The following is a 22392-nucleotide window of genomic DNA, read 5'->3' on the forward strand; positions in this document are numbered from 1 at the left end:
AATTTTGCGAAGCGAAAGAATTGCTCTTTCGCTTCTTTAATTTTTAAAGTTCTTATAAACGAAACGAATGTTAAACAGAAGACATATTCGGGTTAAAGTGATGCAGTCTGTATACGCCATGCATCAAAATGATTCAGACAATATGGAAAAAGAAGAAAAATTTCTTTTCCACAGCATAGAGAGCATTCGTGACCTATATTTAACAATAGTTGCTGCTTTAGTAGAGCTAAGACGCAGTGAAGAGGATTATGTTGAGAAATTATCCAAAAAGCATTTAGCTACCGCAGAAGAGCGAAATCCGAATAAAAAGTTTGTTGCTAATAGGGTATTGCAGTTACTAGAGGATAACGAATCTTTAAATAATGCAATAGACGACCGAAAAATAAACAACTGGAAGCAAAATGATGATTATATACTATTATTGCTTGAAGATATAAGAGAAAGCGAAGTATATAAAAATTATATGGCTAGTAAAGAGGATAGTTTTGAAGTTGATAAAAATTTTATTACAGCACTTTTTACAGAAGTTATTGCACCTAATGAGAAGTTATACGACTACCTTGAAGATTATAAATTAACTTGGGTTGACGATATTCCGTTAGTAAATACAATGATAGCAAAACAGTTACGCCAAATAAAGGAGGATAATGATGCCTTTAATGTGCCGAAATTGTATAAGGATATTGATGATAAGGATTTTGTAAGAAACTTGTTTAGAAAAACAGTACTAAATGAAACAGAGCTTGCAAAGGAATTTATAGATAAAACGCCAAATTGGGATACGGAACGTATAGCCGAAATAGATGCCATAATGCTAAAAATGGCAATATGCGAAATTTTAAAATTCCCATCTATTCCCGTAAAAGTTACTATAAACGAATATCTTGAGATAGCAAAAGAATATTCGACACCAAAAAGTAGTATTTTTATCAACGGAATTTTAGATAATTTAATTAAAGACTATAAAACCAACAATAAACTAGTAAAAACCGGAAGAGGTTTAATGTAAACAATTTAAAATTACAGTTATGATAAAAAGAACAGTAGCTATGTTCGCCATAGCATCTTTAGTACTTACAACATCGTGTAAAGAAAATGCAGCACTACGTATTGACGAAGAAACGGCGAAAGAAGCTGAGATAGCACACGCAGATGCAGGTAAAATTGCAGTAATGAAGTTTGATGAAGTAGAGCACGACTTTGGTACGATAGACCAAGGAGAAGTTGTATCGCACACGTTTACGTTTAAAAACGAAGGTACTTCAGATTTAGTGGTAAGCCAAGCAAAAGCGAGTTGCGGATGTACTGTACCAAGTTATACTAAAACACCAGTAAAACCAGGCGAAACAGGCGAAGTAAATGTAGAGTTTAACTCTAAAGGAAAAAAAGGAAACCAAAACAAAACAGTAACAGTATCGGCAAACACAGAGGAGGGGAGCCAAGTACTTAAATTTAAGGCTGTTGTTACGCCAAAAGAAGGCGAGGTTGCTACTAAAAAAGCAAAATAAAAACTATATATGGAACAGTTACAAACATTTATGCCTTTTATATTAATGTTCGTTGTCGTTTATTTTTTAATGATACGACCACAACAGAAAAGGGCAAAATTGGAAAAACAATTTGAAAAAGATCTTAAAGTAGGCGATAAAATTATTACTAAAAGTGGTATTCACGGTAAGGTTGTTGACCTTGCTGATGACACTACAGTAATAGAAACAATGGCAGGAAAATTAAAGTTAGAGCGTTCGGCAATATCGTTAGAGTTAAGCCAAAAGCTAAATAAAGCTAATGCTAAGTAATAGTTTATTTAAACTACAGTAAAATAAAAAAGCCTCATTGTTACAATGAGGCTTTTTTATTTTTTGAACTAGTTATAAAAACCATTTCCAATATTTATCATTCAGTCCTACACCATTTAATATCATGGGCAACCCTGTTTCCTTGTTTTATTAATTATGGGTTTTTAAAACATCAAGCTCCTCAGTCCACAAGTGCAAACTTTCCTAGCTTTTACCCATTGTATATTTTAGCCGTAAGTTCAGCAATTTTTACAATAACTTCGGTGGCTTTTTGCATACTCTCTACAGGCACATATTCATATTTACCATGAAAATTATGCCCGCCAGCAAATATATTTGGGCATGGTAACCCCATGTACGATAGCTGGCAGCCATCGGTACCACCACGAATAGGCTTAATAAGCGGTTTAATATCCAGTTCCTTCATTGCTCTTTCAGCAATATCAATAATATGAAACACAGGTACTACTTTTTCTTTCATATTGTAGTACTGGTCTTTAATATCGGCAATAACAATAGGTTCACCAAATTGTTCCATATATTCATCATTAATAGCATCTGCAATTTGCGCTACTTTTTCTTTACGAGCCTCAAACTTCTCCCTATCATGGTCGCGTATTATAAGTTGTACCATTGTTTTCTCAATACTACCATCAATATTTGTTACATGATAAAATCCTTCGTAGCCACTGGTACGCTCAGGGACTTCATTTTCAGGTAATGCGGCTACAAATTTACTAGCTAGCAGCATAGAGTTAATCATTTTGCCTTTGGCATAACCAGGGTGTACGCTTTTACCTTTAAAAGTAATTTTTGCACCAGCAGCATTAAAATTTTCATATTCTAATTCACCAATTTGGCTACCATCCATAGTATAACCCCAGTCCGCGCCAAACTTAGCCACATCAAACTTATGCGCACCTCTACCTATTTCCTCATCGGGTGTAAATCCTACACGAATTTTTCCATGTTTAATTTGAGGGTTATTAATAAGGTATTCCATAGCACTAACAATTTCGGTAATACCCGCTTTATCGTCAGCACCTAAAAGCGTAGTACCATCGGTAGTAATAAGTGTTTGCCCTTTGTATTGTAGCATATCCTTAAAGTATGTAGGCGATAGTACAATATTTTGCTCCTCATTCAATACAATATCACCACCATCATAATTTTTTATAATCTTAGGTTTTACATTCGCTCCAGTAAAATCGGGTGTTGTATCAAAGTGCGAAACAAAACCAACAACAGGTACATCATGGTCTACATTAGACGGTAACGTAGCCATTATATAAGCGTTTTCATCTATAGTAACATCTTCCATACCAATTGCCTTAAGTTCTTCAACCAATTGGTTGGCAAGATTCCATTGTTTCTCAGTACTAGGCGTTGTATCAGAGTTTGGATCAGATTCGGTATCAACAGTAACATAGCTGATAAATCGGTCTATTATGTGTTGCATTTTTACGTTTTTATTAATAATGAACACAAATTTACAATTTATTTGAGAGTATCATATTTATAGTAGCACTAAAACTTTTCTGTGGAAACAGAATTTAATAGTAAATTTGCACAACCTATCAACACAACCACTATGTACAAATCAGTTATACGCCCTTTACTTTTTCGTTTCGACCCCGAAAAAGTACACCATTTTACGTTCGATTCAATCCGATTCATTAATAAAATACCAGGTGCTTCCCATTTTTTAAAAGCAAAATACGAAGTTAACGACCCTCGTTTGGAACGGGAAGTATTCGGACTAAAATTTAAAAATCCAGTAGGGCTGGCAGCAGGACTCGATAAAGATGCTGTACTGTATAAAGAACTTGCTAATTGTGGGTTTGGTTTTATAGAAATAGGTACACTAACACCAAAACCGCAAGAAGGCAACCCCAAACAACGATTATTTCGCTTACGCGAAGATAGCGCGCTAATTAACCGAATGGGTTTTAATAATGGTGGAGTAGAGGCAGCAGTAGAAAGATTAAAAGCAAACCCCAAAGGAAAAGATCATGTGCTTATAGGGGGGAATATTGGTAAAAATAAAGTTACGCCTAACGAAGATGCTGTTGAGGATTACAAAATTTGTTTTGATGCCTTATACGATTATGTAGACTATTTTGTGGTTAATGTAAGTTCGCCCAATACACCCAATTTAAGGGAGCTACAGGACAAAGAGCCATTAACCAAGCTACTGCAAACCTTGCAAGCCAAAAATGCCGAAAAACCAAAACAAAAACCAATTTTATTAAAAATAGCCCCCGACCTTACCAATGAGCAATTGTTAGATATTATAGACATTGCAAAAACTACAGCTATAGCAGGTGTAATAGCCACCAATACCACTATATCGCGTGAAGGGTTACAATCTGAAAATAAAAAAGAAATGGGAGGGCTTAGTGGTAAACCATTGCGAAAGCGTGCTACAGAAGTAATACGTTTTTTATCAGAAAATAGTAATAAGGCATTTCCTATAATAGGCGTAGGAGGTATACACACCCCCGAAGACGCCCTAGAGAAGTTAGAAGCAGGAGCAAGCCTTATTCAACTCTATACAGGTTTTGTTTACGAAGGTCCAGCACTGGTAAAGGCTATTAACGAAAAACTATTGGCTCGTAATAAAAATAACTAATAAAATCAGCGTTTTATCTACTATTCAAGTACATAAAGAAAACGTTTTCGTAAAGCCTAAATTTTATATCTTTGATGGCTATGAAACAGGTAAAAATTATTGAATGCCCACGTGATGCCATGCAGGGTATAAAACCGTTTATCCCAACCGAAAAAAAAGTAGCTTACATCCAATCGTTACTACGTATTGGTTTCGATACTATTGATTTTGGTAGTTTTGTTTCGCCTAAGGCTATTCCGCAAATGCAAGATACTGCCGAAGTACTAGCACAGCTCGATTTAACTGAAACACGCAGTAAATTACTAGCCATAATAGCCAATACCAGAGGTGCAGAGGCTGCTGCACAGCATCCCGAAATACAATACTTAGGCTATCCGTTTTCTATTTCAGAAAACTTCCAGATGCGTAACACGCACAAAACCATAGCACAATCGTTAGTTACCTTGCAAGAAATACTAAACATAGCAGCTAAATCCAATAAAGAAGTGGTTGCTTATCTATCTATGGGCTTTGGTAACCCATATGGCGACCCTTGGAATGTAGAAATTGTAGGAGAATGGACAGAAAAGTTAGCTGATATGGGGGTAACCATACTCTCGTTATCCGATACGGTAGGAAGTTCTACCCCCGATGTTATCGATTACCTGTTTTCTAACCTTATACCTAAATACCCAACTATAGAATTTGGAGCACACCTGCATACTACACCCGATAAATGGCACGAAAAAATAGATGCTGCCTATAAAGCAGGATGTACCCGTTTTGATGGTGCTATACAAGGGTTTGGTGGTTGCCCCATGGCAAAAGATGACCTTACTGGAAATATGCCTACCGAAAAAATGCTGTCGTATTTTACAGCAGCTAAAGCAACAACCCATTTAAACGCGTTGAGCTTTGAAAGCTCATATAATGAGGCTACAAAATTGTTCGGGGAGTATCATTAATTTTAACAGATTGTAAACTGTTTTAAATCTCACTTAAAAATACTATATTTGCATGCAATTTAACTACAAATTGCATATGAAAGCACACACAACTAAAATCATCGGCGAAGGACTTACCTACGATGATGTACTGCTAGTTCCTAATTACTCCGAAGTTTTACCACGCGAAGTAAGCATACAATCCAAATTTTCACGAAATATAACGCTTAACGTTCCTATAGTATCTGCTGCAATGGATACCGTTACCGAAAGTGCTATGGCTATTGCTATGGCTCGTGAGGGTGGTATTGGCGTGCTGCACAAAAACATGACCATTAAGCAGCAAGCCAATGAAGTACGTAAAGTAAAACGAGCAGAATCGGGTATGATAATCGATCCTGTTACATTGCCATTAACAGCTAATGTTGGCGATGCTAAAAACGCTATGCGTGAGTATAGTATAGGTGGTATTCCTATAGTGGATGAAAACGGTACGCTAAAAGGCATTGTAACCAATCGGGATTTGCGTTTTGAAAAAGTTGATGAACGCTCGATATTGGAAGTGATGACTTCTGAAAAGCTAGTTACAGCAGCCGAAGGCACTACACTTGCGGCTGCCGAAAGCATACTACAAGAACACAAAATTGAAAAACTACCTGTTGTAAACAACGATTATAAATTAGTTGGACTTATAACTTTTAGAGATATTACCAAACTAACCCAAAAACCTATTGCCAATAAAGATAAATTTGGCAGACTACGTGTGGCTGCTGCCTTAGGTGTTACTGCCGATGCAGTAACCAGAGCAGAAGCCCTTGTAAATGCGGGTGTTGATGCTGTAATTATAGATACTGCACACGGGCATACGCAAGGTGTGGTAAAAGTACTTAAAGAAGTAAAAGCAAAATTCCCAGAGTTGGATGTAGTTGTAGGTAATATTGCTACGCCCGAAGCTGCTCAATACCTTGCCGATAATGGTGCCGATGCCGTAAAAGTAGGTATAGGTCCAGGCTCAATATGTACAACACGTGTTGTGGCAGGCGTAGGGTTTCCGCAATTCTCTGCGGTACTCGAAGTTGCTGCTGCGCTACGTGGTACAGGTGTTCCTGTAATTGCCGATGGCGGTATTCGTTATACAGGCGATATACCTAAGGCATTAGCAGCGGGAGCCGACTGTGTAATGTTAGGTTCGTTACTAGCAGGTACCAAAGAATCGCCAGGAGAAACTATAATTTTTGAGGGTAGGAAGTTTAAATCGTATAGAGGCATGGGGTCTGTAGAGGCTATGAAAGAAGGCTCTAAAGACCGTTATTTCCAAGATGTAGAGGATGATGTTAAAAAACTTGTTCCTGAAGGTATTGTAGGACGTGTACCTTATAAAGGTGAATTATTTGAAAGTATGCTACAGTTTATTGGCGGATTGCGTGCTGGTATGGGATACTGTGGTGCTAAAGACATCCCTACCTTGCAAGAATCAGGTCGTTTTGTACGCATTACATCTAGTGGTATATCCGAAAGTCATCCACACGATGTTACTATTACTAACGAGTCACCCAATTACTCAAGATAATAGTATATAATACAGATAAAAAAAGCAGCCATTAAATGGCTGCTTTTTTATGCTATTTATTCGCTTATTACGCGTTTATTCCCAAATAATTACTTGGTGTTATTTGTAAAAGTTCGTTTTTAACATCGTCAGAAACTTTTAATGTATTAATAAAATTATGTATTGCTTCTTTATTAATTACTTGGTTGGTACGCGTTAAATCTTTTAATGCTTCGTAAGGGTTGGGGTAGCTCTCACGGCGTAGTATAGTTTGTATTGCTTCGGCAACAACAGCCCAGTTTTTCTCTAAATCTTCAGCAAATTTACCCTCGTTTAGTAATAATTTATTTAACCCTTTTATTGTGGCTTCAAAAGCTATAATAGTATGCCCCATGGGTACACCAATGTTACGCAGTACGGTACTATCGGTAAGGTCGCGCTGTAACCTCGATATGGGTAGTTTAGCCGATAGGTGCTCGAATATAGCATTAGCAATACCTAAGTTGCCCTCAGAGTTTTCAAAATCAATAGGGTTAACCTTGTGTGGCATAGCCGATGAACCTATCTCGCCCGCTTTAATTTTTTGTTTAAAGTAATCCATCGATACATACGTCCAAATATCCCTATCAAGGTCAATTAGTATTGTATTAATACGCTTTAAAGCATCAAAAAACGCTGCAAAATGGTCGTAATGCTCTATTTGCGTAGTAGGGAAAGAGTGTTTTAAGCCCAATCTACCTTCTACAAAATCATTTCCAAATTTTCTCCAATCGTTATTTGGGTATGCAATAGCGTGCGCATTAAAATTTCCTGTAGCACCACCAAATTTGGCGGCAAACGGTACATTAAATAACAAGCGTAATTGTTCTTCCAAGCGTTCTACAAATACGCCTATTTCTTTGCCTAAACGGGTAGGCGATGCAGGTTGCCCGTGCGTACGTGCCAACATGGGTACATCTGCCCACTCTACACTCAATTCTTTTAGTTTTGCAATTAATTTGATGAGCGATGGCATGTAAACATCCTCAAACGCTTCTTTGGTAGAAAGCGGTATTGCCGTGTTGTTTATATCTTGTGAGGTTAACCCAAAGTGGATAAACTCTTTATAATCATCCAATCCGAGTTTATCGAATGCTTTTTTAATGAAATATTCAACCGCCTTAACGTCGTGATTGGTTGTTTTCTCTATTTCTTTTATCTGTTGTGCATCTTCCGATGTAAAATTTTTATAAATATCGCGTAACGCATCAAAAAGGCTGTTATCAACATTTTTAAGTTGTGGTAAGGGTAACTCGCATAACATAATGAAATATTCAATTTCTACGAGTACACGATAGCGTATTAATGCTTCTTCCGAAAAATAAGGGGATAATGCTATGGTTTTGTTTCTGTAACGTCCGTCTATAGGCGATATAGCGTTTAGTTCCGATAAAATTTGCATGTGTTGTGTGTTGTAAATGAGTAAGCGCAAATATACGTTTTTGTTGTGAGTTTTTTAGAAATTTACGTACTCAGACGGCTTACAATTCGTTGATTTTTATTAAATTTTCTACTACAATTTTCATCCCTTCACTACCTTTTAACGGAAACACCTCTACGGGGTTACTTAAATGGGGTAATTGTGCAGGGTTTGGGTCTATGTAATAAATAGGTGCGTTTGGTTTGGCGTAATCTATTAGCCCCGCTGCGGGGTATACCTGCATACTTGTTCCTATTACAATTATATAATCGGCTTGTTTTACTATTTGCATAGCTTTTGTTATGGCAGGTACTGCCTCGCCAAACCAAACTATGTGTGGGCGTAGTTGTTGTTGCGTAGTAGGGTGGAGTGTACCCAAAGTAATATCAGCTGTCCAGCGTATTATGGTATTTTCATTTTGTGTGCAACGGGCTTTTAGGAGTTCGCCGTGTAAATGTATTACGTTATTGCTGCCAGCACGTTCGTGCAAATCATCTACATTTTGGGTAATTACAGTAACATCAAATACATCTTCCAGTTGTGCTATAAGCGTATGTGCTTTATTGGGGTGTACTTCGTGCAGTTGTTTTCGTCTTTTATTATAAAAGTCCAAAACAAGTGCAGGGTTTTTACGGAAACCTTCGGACGATGCGACTTCCATTACATCATGCCCTTCCCACAAACCACCTGCATCTCTAAACGTATTTATGCCACTTTCGGCACTAACGCCTGCTCCGCTAAGTACTACAAGTTTCTTTTTCATGTATTACACTTTTCCTAGTGTGTGTAGTTGTCCCAATGTTGGATTTTCGCTACCGCCCCCAGGCTCTAACGTTATACCAAATGCTTCTGCACCTTCAAAGCTATCTACTTTATAAACACCTTTATTGGCATCTGCTATAGCACTATCCAATACGCCAATGCTAATAGGGGTAAGCGGGTTAAGTTTAAGTGCCCAAACTTGGTATACTTTACCTTCTGGTGGGGCGGGTAAGCCCGTTATGTCAACATGCGTTTTATTACTTTTTTTGTTTAAGTAAACTTTTGCAAATGATTCTGGCGCAATTTGTTGCCCTTCAAGATGAATTTCTGTATTGTCAGTATCACGAACAATTGCCAACGCTCTTTCGGTTAGTGTATGCTGCTTTTTTATACTAACTACCATTTGCTCAAATTTATTGCGTTGGATGCTGGTTTCCTGTACCTCCTTGCTAACCTGGTTGTATTTGTGGTACTGAATGCCAATACCAAACATAAGTATAATAGCTGCTGCCCAACCAATATATTGGGTTGTTTTACTACGTTTGTTTATAGGTACTACGCTATCTTGATTTTCTTTAATTAGTTTAGCGTATAGCTTGTTGTAGTTTTGTGCCGATAGCTTTGGCGATATACCATACGATAGGTTTATTATTGATTTTTCGATAGCAAGAATTTCTGCTTGTACTTCGGTATCACGTTCTGCTACTTTTTGTATTTCGCTATTTTCATTTTCAGATAATAATCCAAAAACAAAAAGTTCTAGCGTTCCCGATTCTATTAATTCCTTGCTATCCATTATACCTCTAGTATTGTTCTTAGTTCCTTAATACAATTCCTATTTTGTGTTTTAACTGTTCCTAAAGGTATTTGAAGCTCTTCCGAAGCTTCTTGTTGTGTATAGCCTTTAAAGAATAATAGATCCATGATGCGGATACACCTTGGCTTTAGTTTTTTGATGAATTCTCTTATCCCGATGGCATCAATTTTATAGGTTATTGCTGTATTGTTATCAAGAATATCTACGAAATTATCTGAAGATAGGTTTTTCTTGCTGTTATTGCGGCTTTTAGAGCGAAGCCTGTCTATAGCCGTATTCCGTGCAATGTTTAATATCCACGTAAAAAACCTACCTCTACTAGTAGTATAGCTATCAATATTCTTCCATATTTTTACAAATACTTCCTGTAATATATCTTCACTCTCTTCTTTATCATTAATTAGGTTAAAGATAATACCGTAAAGACTTTTAGCATACATATCGTAAAGTAGGGTAAATGCTTTGTCGTCTTTTTTGTAAATTTGTTCGAGTAATTCTTCCTGTGTCATACTTAAATTTTAGCACCTCTAAATTAGCAAAACATTTTAAACATCAGTACTCATAATGAAAAATACATCAGACTTGGATTATCTTACTTATATTGAGAATTTTATTACTGCTGATAGAAAAAATAGGTTTTTAGAGATACTCCAAAACAGAACAAAGCATTTTACGGTGGCTATAGAGGATGTTTTTCAGTTGCATAACACAAGTGCTGTAATGCGAACATGTGAAGTTTTTGGTATACAGGAGCTTAATGTGGTAGAGGAGCGGTACGGTAAAGATATTGATAAGGAAATTGCTATGGGGGCGCAAAAGTGGGTAGATGTTAATAGGTTTGATACGACTAATACTTGTATAACGAGTTTAAAAGAACATGGTTACAAAATAATAGCTACTTCGCCGCATCAAAATTCGAGCCCTTTAGATGTATTTGATATTACCGAACCTGCAGCACTGTTTTTTGGTACTGAAAAAGATGGATTATCTGAAACAGTATTACAACAAGCGGATGGGTTTGTACATATCCCTATGGCTGGATTTACCGAGAGTTTGAATATATCCAATTCGGCAGCTATAATTATACAAGATATTACCAATCGTTTACGAAAATCGGGTATTGCATGGCAGTTATCTGATAAGGAAATATTGGAAAAACGTATTGATTGGACACGGAAATCAATAAAAGATATTGATTTTGTTACGGAAAAGTATTTGGCAGGATAAACTAATCGCCTCTGTTTAATACTTTATATTCTTCGTAACAACCACTTATGGCGTCCATAATTTGTAAGTCGTTAGCCGTAGTTATAAATACTTCCGAGTAGTTACAACGCTCCAGTATATCAGCAATTTCTTCTTTGGTAACACCCAATAATGCGGCTAACGTTTCACGATCGAATTTAGATGCCAAAGCATTACGTACCGTATCATCTTTTTTCATTTCGCGTAATCGGCGCATTTCGGCAGGTTTTTTACCAAATATGTTGTGCAATAAGTCGGCAGGATTAAATACTGAACTTACAATACGTTTAAAGGCACTTGGTGAGTTTTCGCCACCCTCATAACCTTGTGGTAGCCCCGATATAGCATAACGGTAGTTAGGCTCTTTAATAGGAGCCAGTTTAGAGTCTATTTGCAAATAACCTGTAAGGTTGTATTTATTAATAACAACTTCCTCTAGCGTATAAGCCCTTTCGGTTAATGGTATTTTGGTAGTAGTGGTGTTATTAACCCAGTCGTTTGTTACCCGTACTTTTATGGACTGATACCCGATTAGAGATACATGCAATGTATCGTTAGGGCTAGCCTCTATGGTAAATTTACCCTTAGCATCGGTAAGTGTACCTTTAACCGTGTTAATGTTGATTATATTTACATTTGCCGCAGGTCTTAATGTACCATCGTTAATGATAATACCCGAAACTGTTTTTGGCTGTTGTGCAAAACTAAATAGCGAAAAACTTAAAAATAAAAAAACTACAAAATACCTCATTGACTGTTTATGTAATGTAAAAGTAATAAACAAACGCGATATTTTGTAGTTAGTATGCAATTATGCTGAAATATTTACATTAACTTCTTCTAGGCTTTCTATCTCTAGAGCCTGGTCTGCCTTCTCCACGTCGTGCTGGACGTTCGAAAGAATTGTCTCTTCGGTTGCTTCTACCGCCTCCAAATGAGTCACTTCTGCTTCCACGACCACCGCTGTTTCTACCATTGTGGTCTCTACGTCGGCTACTGCCACCATCATTTTTAGATATCTCAACATTTATCTTACGCCCTTCAAGATGCATGCTATTAAAGGTATCTAAAACACTCTGCATGTGTTCTGCATCGGTATTAAAGAAAGAGAAACCTTCTTTTACATCAACTTTAAACACATCATCACGCCCTAAGCCCAACGTATCACGAAGGAAATCTTTTAGGCTCATCCAATCAAAATTATCTCTTGACCCGATGTTGATAAAGTAGCGTACTGCACCGCTGTTACTTCCTGGACGAGAACTATCGCGTCTGTCGCCAGCAGGTTGTGCCGAGAGGTCTTTATTGTTTTTATAATATTCAATAAATCGGTTAAACTCTACCGATACCATTTTTTTGATAAGTTCTTCCTTAGTAAGGTCTTTCATTACCTCATATATTGCAGGTAGGTACGAGTCTATTTCGTGGTCAATTTCTACATCCTTGATTTTATTAGCAAGGTGGAAAAGCTGTATTTCGCAAATTTCAATACCCGATGGTATTGTTTTTTCCTCAAACTTTTGTTTGATGATGCGCTCTATGGTTGTAATTTTTCTCAGTTCACTCTTCGTAATTATTACTATAGAGGTACCTAGTTTACCTGCACGCCCTGTACGACCACTACGGTGGTTATAGGTTTCTATCTCATCAGGTAACTGGTAGTTAATTACGTGTGTAATATTATCTACGTCAATACCCCTTGCAGCAACATCGGTAGCTACAAGCATTTGTATCTGTCGGTTTCTAAACGATTTCATTACCGAGTCACGCTGTGCCTGCGATAAATCGCCGTGTAGAGCAGCAGCATTGTAACCGTCTTCAATCAGTTTTTCGGCAACCGCTTGCGTATCACGTTTTGTACGGCAAAATATAACCGAGAATATATCGGGGTTAGCATCTGCAAGGCGTTTTAATGCCTCATAACGGTTACGACCGTTTACTAAGTAAAATTCGTGCGATACAGTAGATGAGCCTGAATTTTTATGACCAACAGTTATTTCTAACGGTTTTCTCATAAATTCTTTTGCTATACGAGCAACCTCCTGTGGCATTGTTGCCGAGAATAACCAAGTGCTTTTTTCATCGGGTGATGTAGATAGTATCGAAACAATATCATCATAAAAGCCCATGTTTAGCATCTCATCCGCCTCATCCAATATGCAATAATCAATTTTAGAGATGTTTACCAACCCTCTGTTAATCATATCTTGCATACGCCCAGGTGTAGCTACAATAATTTGCGCTCCTCTTTTTACCTCTCTGGCTTGTTCTGTAATGCTAGCACCCCCGTATACGGCAACAGTATGTACGTTTACATACTTTGAGTATAGTTTAATTTCGTTTGTAATTTGCAGGCAAAGTTCACGCGTTGGTGATAGTATAAGTGCCTGTGTGTTCCTGTTGTTAGGATCTATTTTTTGGATAAGCGGAAAACCAAAAGCCGCTGTTTTCCCTGTCCCCGTTTGCGCTAACGCTACAATATCTGTATCTTTTTCCAATAATAGGGGAATCGCCTTTTCCTGTACCTCTGACGGATTTTCAAATCCTAGATCGTTTATCGCCTTCAGAAGCGATTCATTCAATCCTAATTGTTCAAATTTATTCATATATGTTTTTAAAATAGGGGCAAAGGTACTGTTTGTTAGTGAGATATACTAATAACAGTGCTAGTTTTATTTTGAGTAAATAAATTGAAAATCAGCTAGTTATTTTTCTAAAAAAGCAATAAGCTGTGCTACCGCTTTACCACGATGGCTAAGTTGTGCTTTTTCGTCCAAAGAAATTTCTGCAAAAGTACGGTTTTTACCTTCGGGCTTAAAAATAGGGTCGTACCCAAACCCCTCAGTACCTGCTTTTTCGGTAGTTATCTTACCTTTTGCAATACCTGTAAATAAATGCTGTTTGTTATTATAATTAAGTGCAATAACAGTTTTAAAATTGGCATCTCGGTTGGCTGTATTGCTGAGTTCGCTAAGTAGCTTATTCATGTTGTCGTTGGCATCTTTTTGCATGCCTGCATAGCGTGCAGAGTATACGCCAGGAGCTCCGTTTAAGGCAGCTACCTCTAAACCTGTATCGTCAGCAAAACAATCGTAGCCGTATTTTTCGGTTACATAATTGGCTTTTAAAATCGCGTTACCCTCAATAGTATCAGCAGTTTCAGGAATATCTTCAACACAGCCAATATCCTCTAAACTCAATAGTTCAATGCCTTTAGGGAGTTGGTGCTTTATTTCTTGTATCTTATTTTTATTGTTTGAGGCAAAAACGAGTTTCATGATTAGTATAAGGGATAGGGAGATTTATTCTTTTTGCTGCAAAGTTTATCGGTAAGTGGGGCAATAATTATCCAGCGTACATTTTCGCCCTTGTTAACTCTGGATGCTGTATTTATAACAGCTACAAATTCTATTATGTTTAGTAATATAACGGCAAATAAATAAATACCATAGTAAAGGGTAGGTTCGGTTTTATTTAGCATTACAGATAACGTCCAGCCCCAAGCAATACTGTTAAAAGGAATAATAATAGTTTGTGCCAGTATGGCTTGTATGCAGTGCCAACGTACAAAATAAGATGCTTTTAGGTTGCCCAAATAATACACGCCCGATGCTATTAAGTTTATAATGGGTAAGGGCATACCTGCAATTACAGCTACTATAGCCATAAGGTAGCTATTACCTGCTTTTTCGTAATCGTTAGGGTGTACATGTATTACAGTTTCTTTATCCTTTACAACCCCTTCTGTATATTCCATATCCAATTAATAATTACTAACACAACAAGTACTATGGCCAAATGTTTTGTTTTAATTGTTTTTTCAAACTTTAAATAGTTTTTATAGAGTGTGTCTTTCTTCAAACTCACATCATACAATAACCATAACGGAAATATAAGCATTATACTCGCAACAATTATACCTAGCGGATTTATAAGTAAGGCTTCTGAGATGTTACCTTCTGTAAGCGCAATTATGGAACGTGTGTTGCCGCAAGAGGGGCATGGTACTCCAGTAGTATTTTTAAATAAACAAGCTGGCGTATGGTTATGCTCCGAGTGACCTTGCAACATAATATACGCCAGCCAACTATAACCAGCTATTAATCCTAAAGCAATAATAAGGTATAGCTTGTTTCTAGTCATTTAATTTATCCTAAAAATTGCTGAATTTTTTCTATGTTTTTATCACGAGTAGCATCCATAATCAAAAACCAGTCAACAATAGTCCAAATACCAGCACCACCACATGTTAGCAGTTTACCTACTCCCATACCAGTATCTCCAATAAGAAAACGGTCGATACCTAAACCTCCAGCTAATATAGAAACGATAATGATAGTAGTAGGGTCTTTAAGTTCTATGCTTTGTAGCATAGTCCACTTCGATTCATCTAAGTTTAATAGCCTTTCGCGGATATAATTTAATTGTTGACTTCTGAAATACTTAGCATTTGACATTAAATACATGTCTACTTTTTGTGCCTCCATTTTATTTGTTTTTGGTTGATTATTATGTTGTAAAACTAAAAAAATAATTTAACACATTGTTAATTAATTGTGTTTTTAGTTACCCTGCTAAGGCAAAGCGTATTTTTTTGTTTAAATTTAGATGACGCTTTTTTATAAAATGCGCATAGCGATATAGTATTGTGTTAAAAAATTATTATGACAGAAGTAATATATTGACTACTTTTGATGCGTTTTTATGACACTGAAAATTTTGATATATGGTAAACGATTTATTTGAAAGGATACAAAAGAATAAAGGACCTTTAGGCAAGTGGGCTTCGCAAGCAGAGGGTTACTATGTTTTTCCTAAACTTGAAGGCGATTTGGCTAACCGAATGAAATTTCATGGTAAGGAGGTTATTAACTGGAGCATAAACGATTACCTTGGTTTAGCAAACCACCCCGAAATACGAAAAGTAGATGCTGAAGCAGCGGCTGAATATGGTGCTGCATACCCGATGGGAGCAAGAATGATGAGCGGGCACACATCTTTACACGAGCAATTGGAGCAAGAACTTGCTGCTTTTGTTAAAAAAGAATCAGTGTATTTATTAAACTTTGGTTACCAAGGAATGGTATCTATAATAGATGCTTTAGTTTCCAAAAACGATATTATAGTATATGATGTAGATTCGCACGCTTGTATTATAGATGGTGTTCGACTACACATGGGTAAACGCTTTACCTACAAGCATAACGATATAGATAGCCTTGAGAAAAACCTAGAGCGTGCTACTAATATGGCAGAGCAAACAGGCGGTGGTATATTGGTTATTACCGAAGGGGTTTTTGGTATGCGAGGACAACAAGGTAAACTTAAGGAGATTGTAGCGCTTAAAGAGAAATTTAATTTTAGATTATTTGCAGACGATGCACATGGTTTTGGTACACTTGGCGAAACAGGTGCTGGAGCAGGAGAGGAGCAAGGTTGCCAAGATGGTATTGATGTTTACTTCTCTACTTTTGCAAAATCTATGGCAAGCATAGGTGCATTTGTTGCAGCAGATAAAGACGTTATTGACTTTTTAAAGTATAATATGCGTTCGCAAATGTTTGCTAAGTCATTACCAATGCTGCTAGTAAAAGGAGCGCTTAAGCGTCTTGATATGCTTAGAACACGCCCTGAGTTAAAAGCTAAACTTTGGGAAAATGTAAATGCGTTACAAAACGGACTTAAAAGCAGAGGTTTTAATATTGGCGATACTAATACATGTGTAACACCTGTATATTTAGAGGGTAGTATACCAGAGGCTATGGCTATGGTTAACGATTTGAGAGAGAATTATGCTATATTCTTATCTATAGTAGTGTATCCTGTAATACCTAAAGGTATTATATTACTTAGAATGATACCTACGGCTACGCATACTATGGAAGATATTGAAATTACACTTAAGGCTTACGAAGCTATACGTGAAAAACTAGAAAATGGTACATATAAAAAAGTAGCCGCAGCTACTACGGTAGATGTTTCTGCCGAATAAGTTTTAGTAAGTATATATTATACAAATAAAAAATCCCGAGTAAAATTTGCTCGGGATTTTTTATTAAAGGTCTTTACGGTACGTACGCCTGCGTTTGTGTACCTCTGGGCTAAAATTCTTCCAAAGGTTTTGCATAGCATAATTATCCTCAAGCTCAGGTGTTCTAATACAGTTTCTAATTTTGTTTTTCAAGAATATTTTATGGTATTCTTCAAAAATTATTGCAGTAACCCCCTTATTCTGGTACTCAGGGTCAATGCCTATTAGGTAAAATACAACGTCTTTACTGTTTTTCTTAGCTTTAAGCAGGTGCAGAAAGCCGAATGGGAATAATTTACCGTTGGCTTTTTTAAGCGCCTCTGCAAAAGAGGGCATTACAATACTAAAGGCTACTAGTTTTTTATTTTTGTCCTGAACAAACTTTATGTACTCTGGGTTAATAAGACCTACATATTTTTTTTTGAAATATTCTTTTTGCACTTCAGATACTGCCACGAAAGAAGAAAGTTTATCGTAACTCGCATTAAAAAGATCAAACATTTTATCTACGTAAGGCATTACCTCATTAGTGCTTTTAAAGTTTAGGGGTGTAAGCTCATATCGTTTTTTAATGAGTCTGGCGGCTTTTTTAAAACTCTCTACATTAACATTATCAAATGAAAATATGCTTTCTAGGTATTCTTTCTCTTTTACAAAACCCAGTTTTTCAAGATGTTCAGAGTAATAGGAGTAATTGTACCACGTTATGGCTGTGCCCATTTTATCGAAACCATCGGTAAGTACACCTACTTTATCAAGATTGGAAAAACCGATGGGTCCCTCAACGTATTCCATATTGTTTGCTTTTCCAAACTCATACACTTTTTCCAGTAGGGCTTTGGTAACTTCTATATCGTCTATAACATCAAACCAACCAAAACGCACCTTTTTTTTCTGCTGCATTTCTACCTCCTGCCAATTAATTATTACAGCAGTTTTACCTACAATTTTATTGTTGCGGTAGGCTAAGTAAAATTTAGCATCGGCATGTGCAAAGGCAGGGTTTTTTGTAGCGTCAAAATTTTCCATTTCGTCGCTTATAATCGGAGGTATCCAATACGGGCAATCTTTATAAAGTTCAAAAGAAAATTTTATAAACTGTTTTATCTCTTTTTTGGTTTTTGCTTCTTTAACTGTTATCATTTAGGTATTAATTTCCTTCCGTTTCTACTTCATCAAGGCGTTTATTTCTTTTCTTTTTTCGTTCTTCGCGCTCTTTATCACGCTTCTCTTTAAGTTTTTTCTGCTCTTCGTTATACTCATCTTCACGCTCTCCTTTACCCGCTAAAAGAACATCGGAATAATTGGCATCAAAACGCCAAGAAAAACCAATACTAGCATATAGTATAGAGGGTGTATTTTTAAAATTACCTGTTACAGAGGCATCTATCTGCATTACGTCGTTTAGCAGGTGGGCTGCGCCAACTCTACCAAGCCCATCAGCATAGTAATCACTACTAAACCCTTGAAACTCTACAAAACCCGACCATTTTTCGTTAAACCCTCGTGTAAGTGTGGATATTAAACCTAAACTTGGGTATTTTGTTGGGAATTTATCGGCTATAAAATTGTTTACCCATACCCATTTACCAAAATGATTTTGTGTAATACCCATTATTTTGGCACTTACTTGGTCGTCAGGAAAGGTGTAAGGGTTATTGCCCCCAATTAAATTAGCACCAGCATATACTGCTACAGATGGTATTAAACTACGCCATTTAAATTTGCGGTTAGCTTTCCAACTGTACAAGTTTGGTTCGGGATTATAATTTTTATCGGGATCATAAATTAAATATTTAGCTCCAACAAGAAACTGCTTAAAATCGTTTCTGTTTGTTGTGTATATAGCGTCCTCTTGTTGGTCGAACTGGTACTGCATATCAACAATAAACTCGAGTTCTTCCATAATAGCACCATAACGTAAGGTAAGGTCAATCCCCATACCCATAGTTTCGTAATTAAGGATTTCGTGCTCTTCCATTATACCATAAACACCCGTTTCTACCTGTGCAATTGTTTTACCAACAGCAAAGGCTCCCATTGATATTCCTGGTCGGTTTGAATTAATTTGGTCAGTATATTGCGCATTAAGTGTAGTGCAGCTTAAAATTAAGGTATAAGCTGTAAGTATTTTTAAAATGTTCATTCTTGGCGTATTTTTAATTTCAAACCTTTCCACATTAAGATTTCCTCAAAAATACTACATTTTATTATTATTTTAAGAACACTAATTTAATTTTCAATAGTATATTACTTATTTTTGGGCAAATTTTGATTTAGAATGGTAACGGCATCTTTTACTGGAGTACTACGTACAATAGTTATAATAATACTTATATATTATGCGATAAAATTTTTACTTCGCCTATTAGCCCCTGTGCTTATGCAACAGATGGTTAAAAAGGCGCAGCGAAGTTTTAACAACCAACAGCAATTCAATCAGCAAAACTACACTACACAACAAGCTAACTTGAAACGAGATAAAAAGCCAAAAGAAAATAAAAAAGTTGGCGAATATATTGATTTTGAAGAAATTGATTAACATATAGTAAAGCTCCTCTTTTAGAGGAGTTTTCTGTTTTTAATCCCTTATTTATTAGTGCATACCTGTTCCTACTTTTAGCTAAATTAAGTATCTTCACGGCGTTTTTGTATTTATAAAAAAGATAATCGTTACATGAAGAATATCAACAAGCTCTATCCGCACCTACTTGCCCTTTTAGGGTTTGTACTTATATCACTTATTTATTTTTACCCTGTACTACAAGGCAAAAAAATATACCAGTCCGATATTGTGCAATATACAGGTATGGCTAAGGAGCAAAACGATTTTAGGGCAGCAACTGACGAAGAGCCTTATTGGACAAATAGTGCCTTTGGTGGTATGCCAACCTACCAGTTAGGAGCAAAATATCCGCACAATTATATTAAAGAGTTGGATTATAAGTTACGCTTTTTACCACGCCCAGCCGATTATTTGTTTTTATATTTTATTGGGTTTTATATACTAATGTGTGTGCTAAAAGTAGACCCATTAAAAGCTTTTTTTGGGGCACTAGCCTTTGGTTTTTCTACCTATTTAATTATAATACTTGGGGTAGGGCATAATGCCAAAGCTCATGCCATAGCCTATATGCCTATGGTAGTAGCAGGGGTGTTACTCGTATTTAAAAAACGATACATTACGGGCGGATTGCTAACCATTTTTGCAACAGCATTGGAGATTAATGCCAACCACTTCCAGATGACGTATTATTTACTGCTGTTATTATTAGTTATTGGTATTTATTATCTGATTCAAATTATTAAGCAGAAAGATTTTAAACATCTCGGATTGTTATCAGGAACTTTTATTGTAGCAGTACTACTAGCCGTAGGCGCCAATGCTACAAGCCTTATGGCTACTGCAGAATATACTGATTTTAGTATTAGGGGTAAAAGTGAATTAACGATTAACGCTGACGGCTCCGAAAATACTACTGATTCGGCTATGGATTACGACTACATTACGGAGTATAGTTACGGTATAGCCGAGAGTTTTAATTTAATAGCACCAAGGCTTTTTGGTGGAGGCTCTAGCGAAAATGTAGGCGCAGACTCTGAAATGTATGAGTTTATACTAGAACAAGGTGCTACCCCACAAGAAGCACAAAGTTTTGTAGCGGCAGTACCTACCTATTGGGGCGACCAACCTATTGTTGAAGCACCCGCTTATGTAGGTGCAGTAGTATTCTTTTTAGCAATACTGTGTATATTTATTGATAAACGAAAAGTTAAATATGCTTTTCTTGCAGGAGCAATACTATCGTTATTATTATCGTGGGGTAAAAACTTCCCTGCGCTTACCACGTTTTTTATAGATAATGTACCGCTATACGATAAATTCCGAGCAGTATCGTCTATCCAAGTAATCTTGGAACTTTGTTTCCCTGTACTGGCAATTATGGGGCTACAATCGTTTTTTAAAGCAACTAAACAAGAGCAATGGAAAGCATTACAATTATCGGCAGGAGTGGCACTAGGTCTTGTAATATGCTTGTTCTTATTCAAAGGTTCTTTTAACTTTACGGGTGCTATGGATGCCCGATTGATGGAAATGTATGGCAGTATAGGACCTGCGTTTGTAGAGGCATTGCAAGAGCAGCGTGAGAGCATGTATGTGTCCGATTTACTACGTTCAGGTATTTTAATACTTCTGGTAGCCGCAATTTTATGGGCATTTAAAGAGAATAAACTTAAAGCAACGGTAGCTACCATAGTAGTAGGCTTACTAATGGTAGGCGATCTTTATTTTGTAGATAGAAATTACGTAAATAAGGAAGATTTTGTAAATGCTCGTAAAATGGATAAGCCTTTTCAAGCTACACCAACGGACAATTATATATTACAAGACACTTCATTTTATAGGGTTTACGAGCCGCAATTACGTTTACAAGGACGAACATCGTATTTTCATAATTCGGTAGGAGGGTATAGTGCAGTTCGTCCCAGACGTATGGATCAGTTATTCACATATATTGCTGATAACCAAATACAGGATATGCTACAAACCATTAATCGTGAAGAAATGGCTTTGGGCGAACGTTTCCCTGTATTGAATTTACTCAACATAAAATATATTATTTTACAAGCAGGCGAGGGGCAGAGTGTACCTATTACCAATCCGTACGCCAATGGCGCAGCTTGGTTTGTAAACAACATACAAAAAGTAACTACACCCGATGATGAAATTACGGGGTTAATTGATTTAGATACTAAAAAAACAGCCATTGTAAATGCCAACGATTTAACTATTAAGTTACAAAAAAATATTTTTGCTACCGATAATAGTACTGCTACTATTACGTTGAAAAAACACGAGCCTAATTACATAAAATATACATCGAACAACAAAAACGGAGGTTTAGCCGTATTTTCTGAAATGTATTATGCAAATGGTTGGAATGCTTATGTAAATGGCACTTTAACGCCCCATTTTAGAGCCAATTATGTACTACGCGCTATGCAATTGCCAGCGGGTAAACATACTATAGAATTTAAGTTTGAGCCACAAGTGGTAAAAACAGGTGGTACCATTACACTAATTAGTTTTATTTTAATAGTAATATTGCTAATTATAGGCATTTACATAACTACTAAGCAAACAAAACAACTCAAATAGTAAATAAAAAAGGT

23 protein-coding genes are annotated in these 22392 nt (G+C 36.6%); 10 read left to right on the forward strand and 13 right to left on the reverse strand.

Annotation, left to right across the window (positions count from 1 at the left end; genetic code table 11):
• Positions 1-67: 67 nt before the first annotated feature.
• Genes nusB through yajC form a run of 3 tightly spaced genes read left to right on the forward strand, consistent with a single transcriptional unit; the run spans position 68 to position 1799 of the window.
• Positions 68-1009 (forward strand): transcription antitermination factor NusB, encoded by a 942-nt coding sequence (gene nusB, locus K1I41_RS09690; protein WP_220640155.1) that lies wholly within the window; start codon positions 68-70, stop codon positions 1007-1009.
• A gap of 19 nt (positions 1010-1028) precedes the next feature.
• On the forward strand, positions 1029-1508 hold the full coding sequence (locus tag K1I41_RS09695) for a DUF1573 domain-containing protein (RefSeq protein ID WP_220640156.1): 480 nt from the start codon (positions 1029-1031) through the stop codon (positions 1506-1508).
• Positions 1509-1517: 9 nt separating this feature from the next.
• Positions 1518-1799, forward strand: a complete 282-nt coding sequence (gene yajC, locus K1I41_RS09700) for a preprotein translocase subunit YajC (RefSeq protein WP_220640157.1) — start codon at positions 1518-1520, stop codon at positions 1797-1799.
• Between the two features lie 211 nt (positions 1800-2010).
• Here yajC and pepT read toward each other — a convergent pair whose 3' ends face one another.
• A complete protein-coding gene (gene pepT / locus K1I41_RS09705) occupies positions 2011-3258 on the reverse strand; it encodes a peptidase T (protein ID WP_220640158.1) in 1248 nt (415 codons plus the stop codon).
• Positions 3259-3390: 132 nt separating this feature from the next.
• Between pepT and K1I41_RS09710 the strand changes: the two genes are divergently transcribed.
• The 3 genes from K1I41_RS09710 to guaB all read left to right on the forward strand — a co-directional run bounded on the left by K1I41_RS09710 (position 3391) and on the right by guaB (position 6924).
• Positions 3391-4431: a quinone-dependent dihydroorotate dehydrogenase gene (locus K1I41_RS09710; RefSeq protein ID WP_220640159.1), complete on the forward strand. Its 1041-nt coding sequence runs from the start codon at positions 3391-3393 to the stop codon at positions 4429-4431.
• Positions 4432-4511: 80 nt separating this feature from the next.
• Positions 4512-5375 (forward strand): hydroxymethylglutaryl-CoA lyase, encoded by an 864-nt coding sequence (locus K1I41_RS09715; RefSeq protein ID WP_220640160.1) that lies wholly within the window; start codon positions 4512-4514, stop codon positions 5373-5375.
• Between the two features lie 76 nt (positions 5376-5451).
• On the forward strand, positions 5452-6924 hold the full coding sequence (gene guaB / locus K1I41_RS09720) for an IMP dehydrogenase (protein WP_220640161.1): 1473 nt from the start codon (positions 5452-5454) through the stop codon (positions 6922-6924).
• 67 nt (positions 6925-6991) lie between these two features.
• On the opposite strand, the gene purB is transcribed toward guaB, so the two are convergent.
• The 4 genes from purB to K1I41_RS09740 form a co-directional block, all read right to left on the reverse strand.
• On the reverse strand, positions 6992-8344 hold the full coding sequence (purB, locus tag K1I41_RS09725; protein WP_220640162.1) for an adenylosuccinate lyase: 1353 nt from the start codon (positions 8342-8344) through the stop codon (positions 6992-6994).
• A gap of 79 nt (positions 8345-8423) precedes the next feature.
• Positions 8424-9125, reverse strand: a complete 702-nt coding sequence (locus K1I41_RS09730) for an SIR2 family NAD-dependent protein deacylase (RefSeq protein ID WP_220640163.1) — start codon at positions 9123-9125, stop codon at positions 8424-8426.
• Between the two features lie 3 nt (positions 9126-9128).
• Complete coding sequence (locus K1I41_RS09735; protein WP_220640164.1) at positions 9129-9920, reverse strand: anti-sigma factor; 792 nt, start codon at positions 9918-9920, stop codon at positions 9129-9131.
• Positions 9920-10450, reverse strand: coding sequence for an RNA polymerase sigma factor (locus K1I41_RS09740; protein WP_220640165.1), 531 nt, complete (start codon positions 10448-10450; stop codon positions 9920-9922). The genes K1I41_RS09735 and K1I41_RS09740 overlap by 1 nt, the downstream gene beginning before the upstream one ends.
• A gap of 55 nt (positions 10451-10505) precedes the next feature.
• Here K1I41_RS09740 and K1I41_RS09745 point away from each other — a divergent pair, with 55 nt between their 5' ends.
• Positions 10506-11168: a TrmH family RNA methyltransferase gene (locus K1I41_RS09745; protein WP_220640166.1), complete on the forward strand. Its 663-nt coding sequence runs from the start codon at positions 10506-10508 to the stop codon at positions 11166-11168.
• 1 nt (position 11169) lies between these two features.
• On the opposite strand, the gene K1I41_RS09750 is transcribed toward K1I41_RS09745, so the two are convergent.
• From K1I41_RS09750 to K1I41_RS09775, 6 genes are all read right to left on the reverse strand, one after another.
• Complete coding sequence (locus K1I41_RS09750) at positions 11170-11937, reverse strand: carboxypeptidase-like regulatory domain-containing protein (protein ID WP_220640167.1); 768 nt, start codon at positions 11935-11937, stop codon at positions 11170-11172.
• Positions 11938-12016: 79 nt separating this feature from the next.
• Positions 12017-13792: a DEAD/DEAH box helicase gene (locus K1I41_RS09755; protein ID WP_220640168.1), complete on the reverse strand. Its 1776-nt coding sequence runs from the start codon at positions 13790-13792 to the stop codon at positions 12017-12019.
• A 99-nt stretch (positions 13793-13891) separates the two neighbouring features.
• Entirely contained in the window at positions 13892-14464 is a 573-nt protein-coding gene (locus tag K1I41_RS09760) for a non-canonical purine NTP diphosphatase (protein ID WP_220640169.1), read from the reverse strand.
• A gap of 2 nt (positions 14465-14466) precedes the next feature.
• Positions 14467-14943: a hypothetical protein gene (locus K1I41_RS09765; protein ID WP_220640170.1), complete on the reverse strand. Its 477-nt coding sequence runs from the start codon at positions 14941-14943 to the stop codon at positions 14467-14469.
• Positions 14919-15329, reverse strand: a complete 411-nt coding sequence (locus K1I41_RS09770) for a DUF2752 domain-containing protein (protein WP_220640171.1) — start codon at positions 15327-15329, stop codon at positions 14919-14921. Before K1I41_RS09770 ends, K1I41_RS09765 begins: the two co-directional genes overlap by 25 nt.
• Positions 15330-15334: 5 nt before the next feature.
• Complete coding sequence (locus K1I41_RS09775; RefSeq protein ID WP_220640172.1) at positions 15335-15673, reverse strand: TM2 domain-containing protein; 339 nt, start codon at positions 15671-15673, stop codon at positions 15335-15337.
• A 239-nt stretch (positions 15674-15912) separates the two neighbouring features.
• Here K1I41_RS09775 and capB point away from each other — a divergent pair, with 239 nt between their 5' ends.
• On the forward strand, positions 15913-17178 hold the full coding sequence (gene capB / locus K1I41_RS09780; protein ID WP_220640173.1) for a cysteate-C-fatty acyltransferase: 1266 nt from the start codon (positions 15913-15915) through the stop codon (positions 17176-17178).
• A 63-nt stretch (positions 17179-17241) separates the two neighbouring features.
• On the opposite strand, the gene K1I41_RS09785 is transcribed toward capB, so the two are convergent.
• Together K1I41_RS09785 and K1I41_RS09790 are read right to left on the reverse strand one after the other, a co-directional pair.
• The gene (locus K1I41_RS09785) at positions 17242-18360 is read right to left on the reverse strand and encodes a GTP cyclohydrolase (RefSeq protein WP_220640174.1); all 1119 of its coding nucleotides are present in this window, start codon (positions 18358-18360) and stop codon (positions 17242-17244) included.
• 7 nt (positions 18361-18367) lie between these two features.
• Positions 18368-19363: a transporter gene (locus K1I41_RS09790; RefSeq protein ID WP_220640175.1), complete on the reverse strand. Its 996-nt coding sequence runs from the start codon at positions 19361-19363 to the stop codon at positions 18368-18370.
• 135 nt (positions 19364-19498) lie between these two features.
• On the opposite strand from K1I41_RS09790, the gene K1I41_RS09795 reads away from it, so the two are divergent.
• The gene (locus K1I41_RS09795; RefSeq protein ID WP_220640176.1) at positions 19499-19759 is read left to right on the forward strand and encodes a DUF4834 family protein; all 261 of its coding nucleotides are present in this window, start codon (positions 19499-19501) and stop codon (positions 19757-19759) included.
• A 135-nt stretch (positions 19760-19894) separates the two neighbouring features.
• Complete coding sequence (locus tag K1I41_RS09800) at positions 19895-22378, forward strand: YfhO family protein (RefSeq protein WP_220640177.1); 2484 nt, start codon at positions 19895-19897, stop codon at positions 22376-22378.
• The last annotated feature ends 14 nt before the right edge of the window (positions 22379-22392 follow it).

Source organism: Flavobacterium litorale, assembly GCF_019613795.1.
GTDB lineage: Bacteria > Bacteroidota > Bacteroidia > Flavobacteriales > Flavobacteriaceae > Flavobacterium > Flavobacterium litorale.

Excerpts from the sequence above, each read along its gene's own strand:
- K1I41_RS09750 (WP_220640167.1), bottom strand. The coding sequence starts at position 11,937 with ATGAGGTATTTTGTAGTTTTTTTATTTTTAAGTTTTTCGCTATTTAGT.
- K1I41_RS09730 (WP_220640163.1), bottom strand. The coding sequence starts at position 9,125 with ATGAAAAAGAAACTTGTAGTACTTAGCGGAGCAGGCGTTAGTGCCGAA.
- K1I41_RS09745 (WP_220640166.1), top strand. The coding sequence starts at position 10,506 with ATGAAAAATACATCAGACTTGGATTATCTTACTTATATTGAGAATTTT.
- K1I41_RS09760 (WP_220640169.1), bottom strand. The coding sequence starts at position 14,464 with ATGAAACTCGTTTTTGCCTCAAACAATAAAAATAAGATACAAGAAATA.
- K1I41_RS09715 (WP_220640160.1), top strand. The coding sequence starts at position 4,512 with ATGAAACAGGTAAAAATTATTGAATGCCCACGTGATGCCATGCAGGGT.
- yajC (WP_220640157.1), top strand. The coding sequence starts at position 1,518 with ATGGAACAGTTACAAACATTTATGCCTTTTATATTAATGTTCGTTGTC.
- K1I41_RS09790 (WP_220640175.1), bottom strand. The coding sequence starts at position 19,363 with ATGAACATTTTAAAAATACTTACAGCTTATACCTTAATTTTAAGCTGC.
- K1I41_RS09695 (WP_220640156.1), top strand. The coding sequence starts at position 1,029 with ATGATAAAAAGAACAGTAGCTATGTTCGCCATAGCATCTTTAGTACTT.
- K1I41_RS09775 (WP_220640172.1), bottom strand. The coding sequence starts at position 15,673 with ATGGAGGCACAAAAAGTAGACATGTATTTAATGTCAAATGCTAAGTAT.
- K1I41_RS09735 (WP_220640164.1), bottom strand. The coding sequence starts at position 9,920 with ATGGATAGCAAGGAATTAATAGAATCGGGAACGCTAGAACTTTTTGTT.
- K1I41_RS09710 (WP_220640159.1), top strand. The coding sequence starts at position 3,391 with ATGTACAAATCAGTTATACGCCCTTTACTTTTTCGTTTCGACCCCGAA.
- K1I41_RS09740 (WP_220640165.1), bottom strand. The coding sequence starts at position 10,450 with ATGACACAGGAAGAATTACTCGAACAAATTTACAAAAAAGACGACAAA.
- nusB (WP_220640155.1), top strand. The coding sequence starts at position 68 with ATGTTAAACAGAAGACATATTCGGGTTAAAGTGATGCAGTCTGTATAC.
- pepT (WP_220640158.1), bottom strand. The coding sequence starts at position 3,258 with ATGCAACACATAATAGACCGATTTATCAGCTATGTTACTGTTGATACC.
- K1I41_RS09800 (WP_220640177.1), top strand. The coding sequence starts at position 19,895 with ATGAAGAATATCAACAAGCTCTATCCGCACCTACTTGCCCTTTTAGGG.
- guaB (WP_220640161.1), top strand. The coding sequence starts at position 5,452 with ATGAAAGCACACACAACTAAAATCATCGGCGAAGGACTTACCTACGAT.
- K1I41_RS09770 (WP_220640171.1), bottom strand. The coding sequence starts at position 15,329 with ATGACTAGAAACAAGCTATACCTTATTATTGCTTTAGGATTAATAGCT.
- capB (WP_220640173.1), top strand. The coding sequence starts at position 15,913 with ATGGTAAACGATTTATTTGAAAGGATACAAAAGAATAAAGGACCTTTA.
- K1I41_RS09765 (WP_220640170.1), bottom strand. The coding sequence starts at position 14,943 with ATGGAATATACAGAAGGGGTTGTAAAGGATAAAGAAACTGTAATACAT.
- K1I41_RS09785 (WP_220640174.1), bottom strand. The coding sequence starts at position 18,360 with ATGATAACAGTTAAAGAAGCAAAAACCAAAAAAGAGATAAAACAGTTT.
- K1I41_RS09755 (WP_220640168.1), bottom strand. The coding sequence starts at position 13,792 with ATGAATAAATTTGAACAATTAGGATTGAATGAATCGCTTCTGAAGGCG.
- purB (WP_220640162.1), bottom strand. The coding sequence starts at position 8,344 with ATGCAAATTTTATCGGAACTAAACGCTATATCGCCTATAGACGGACGT.
- K1I41_RS09795 (WP_220640176.1), top strand. The coding sequence starts at position 19,499 with ATGGTAACGGCATCTTTTACTGGAGTACTACGTACAATAGTTATAATA.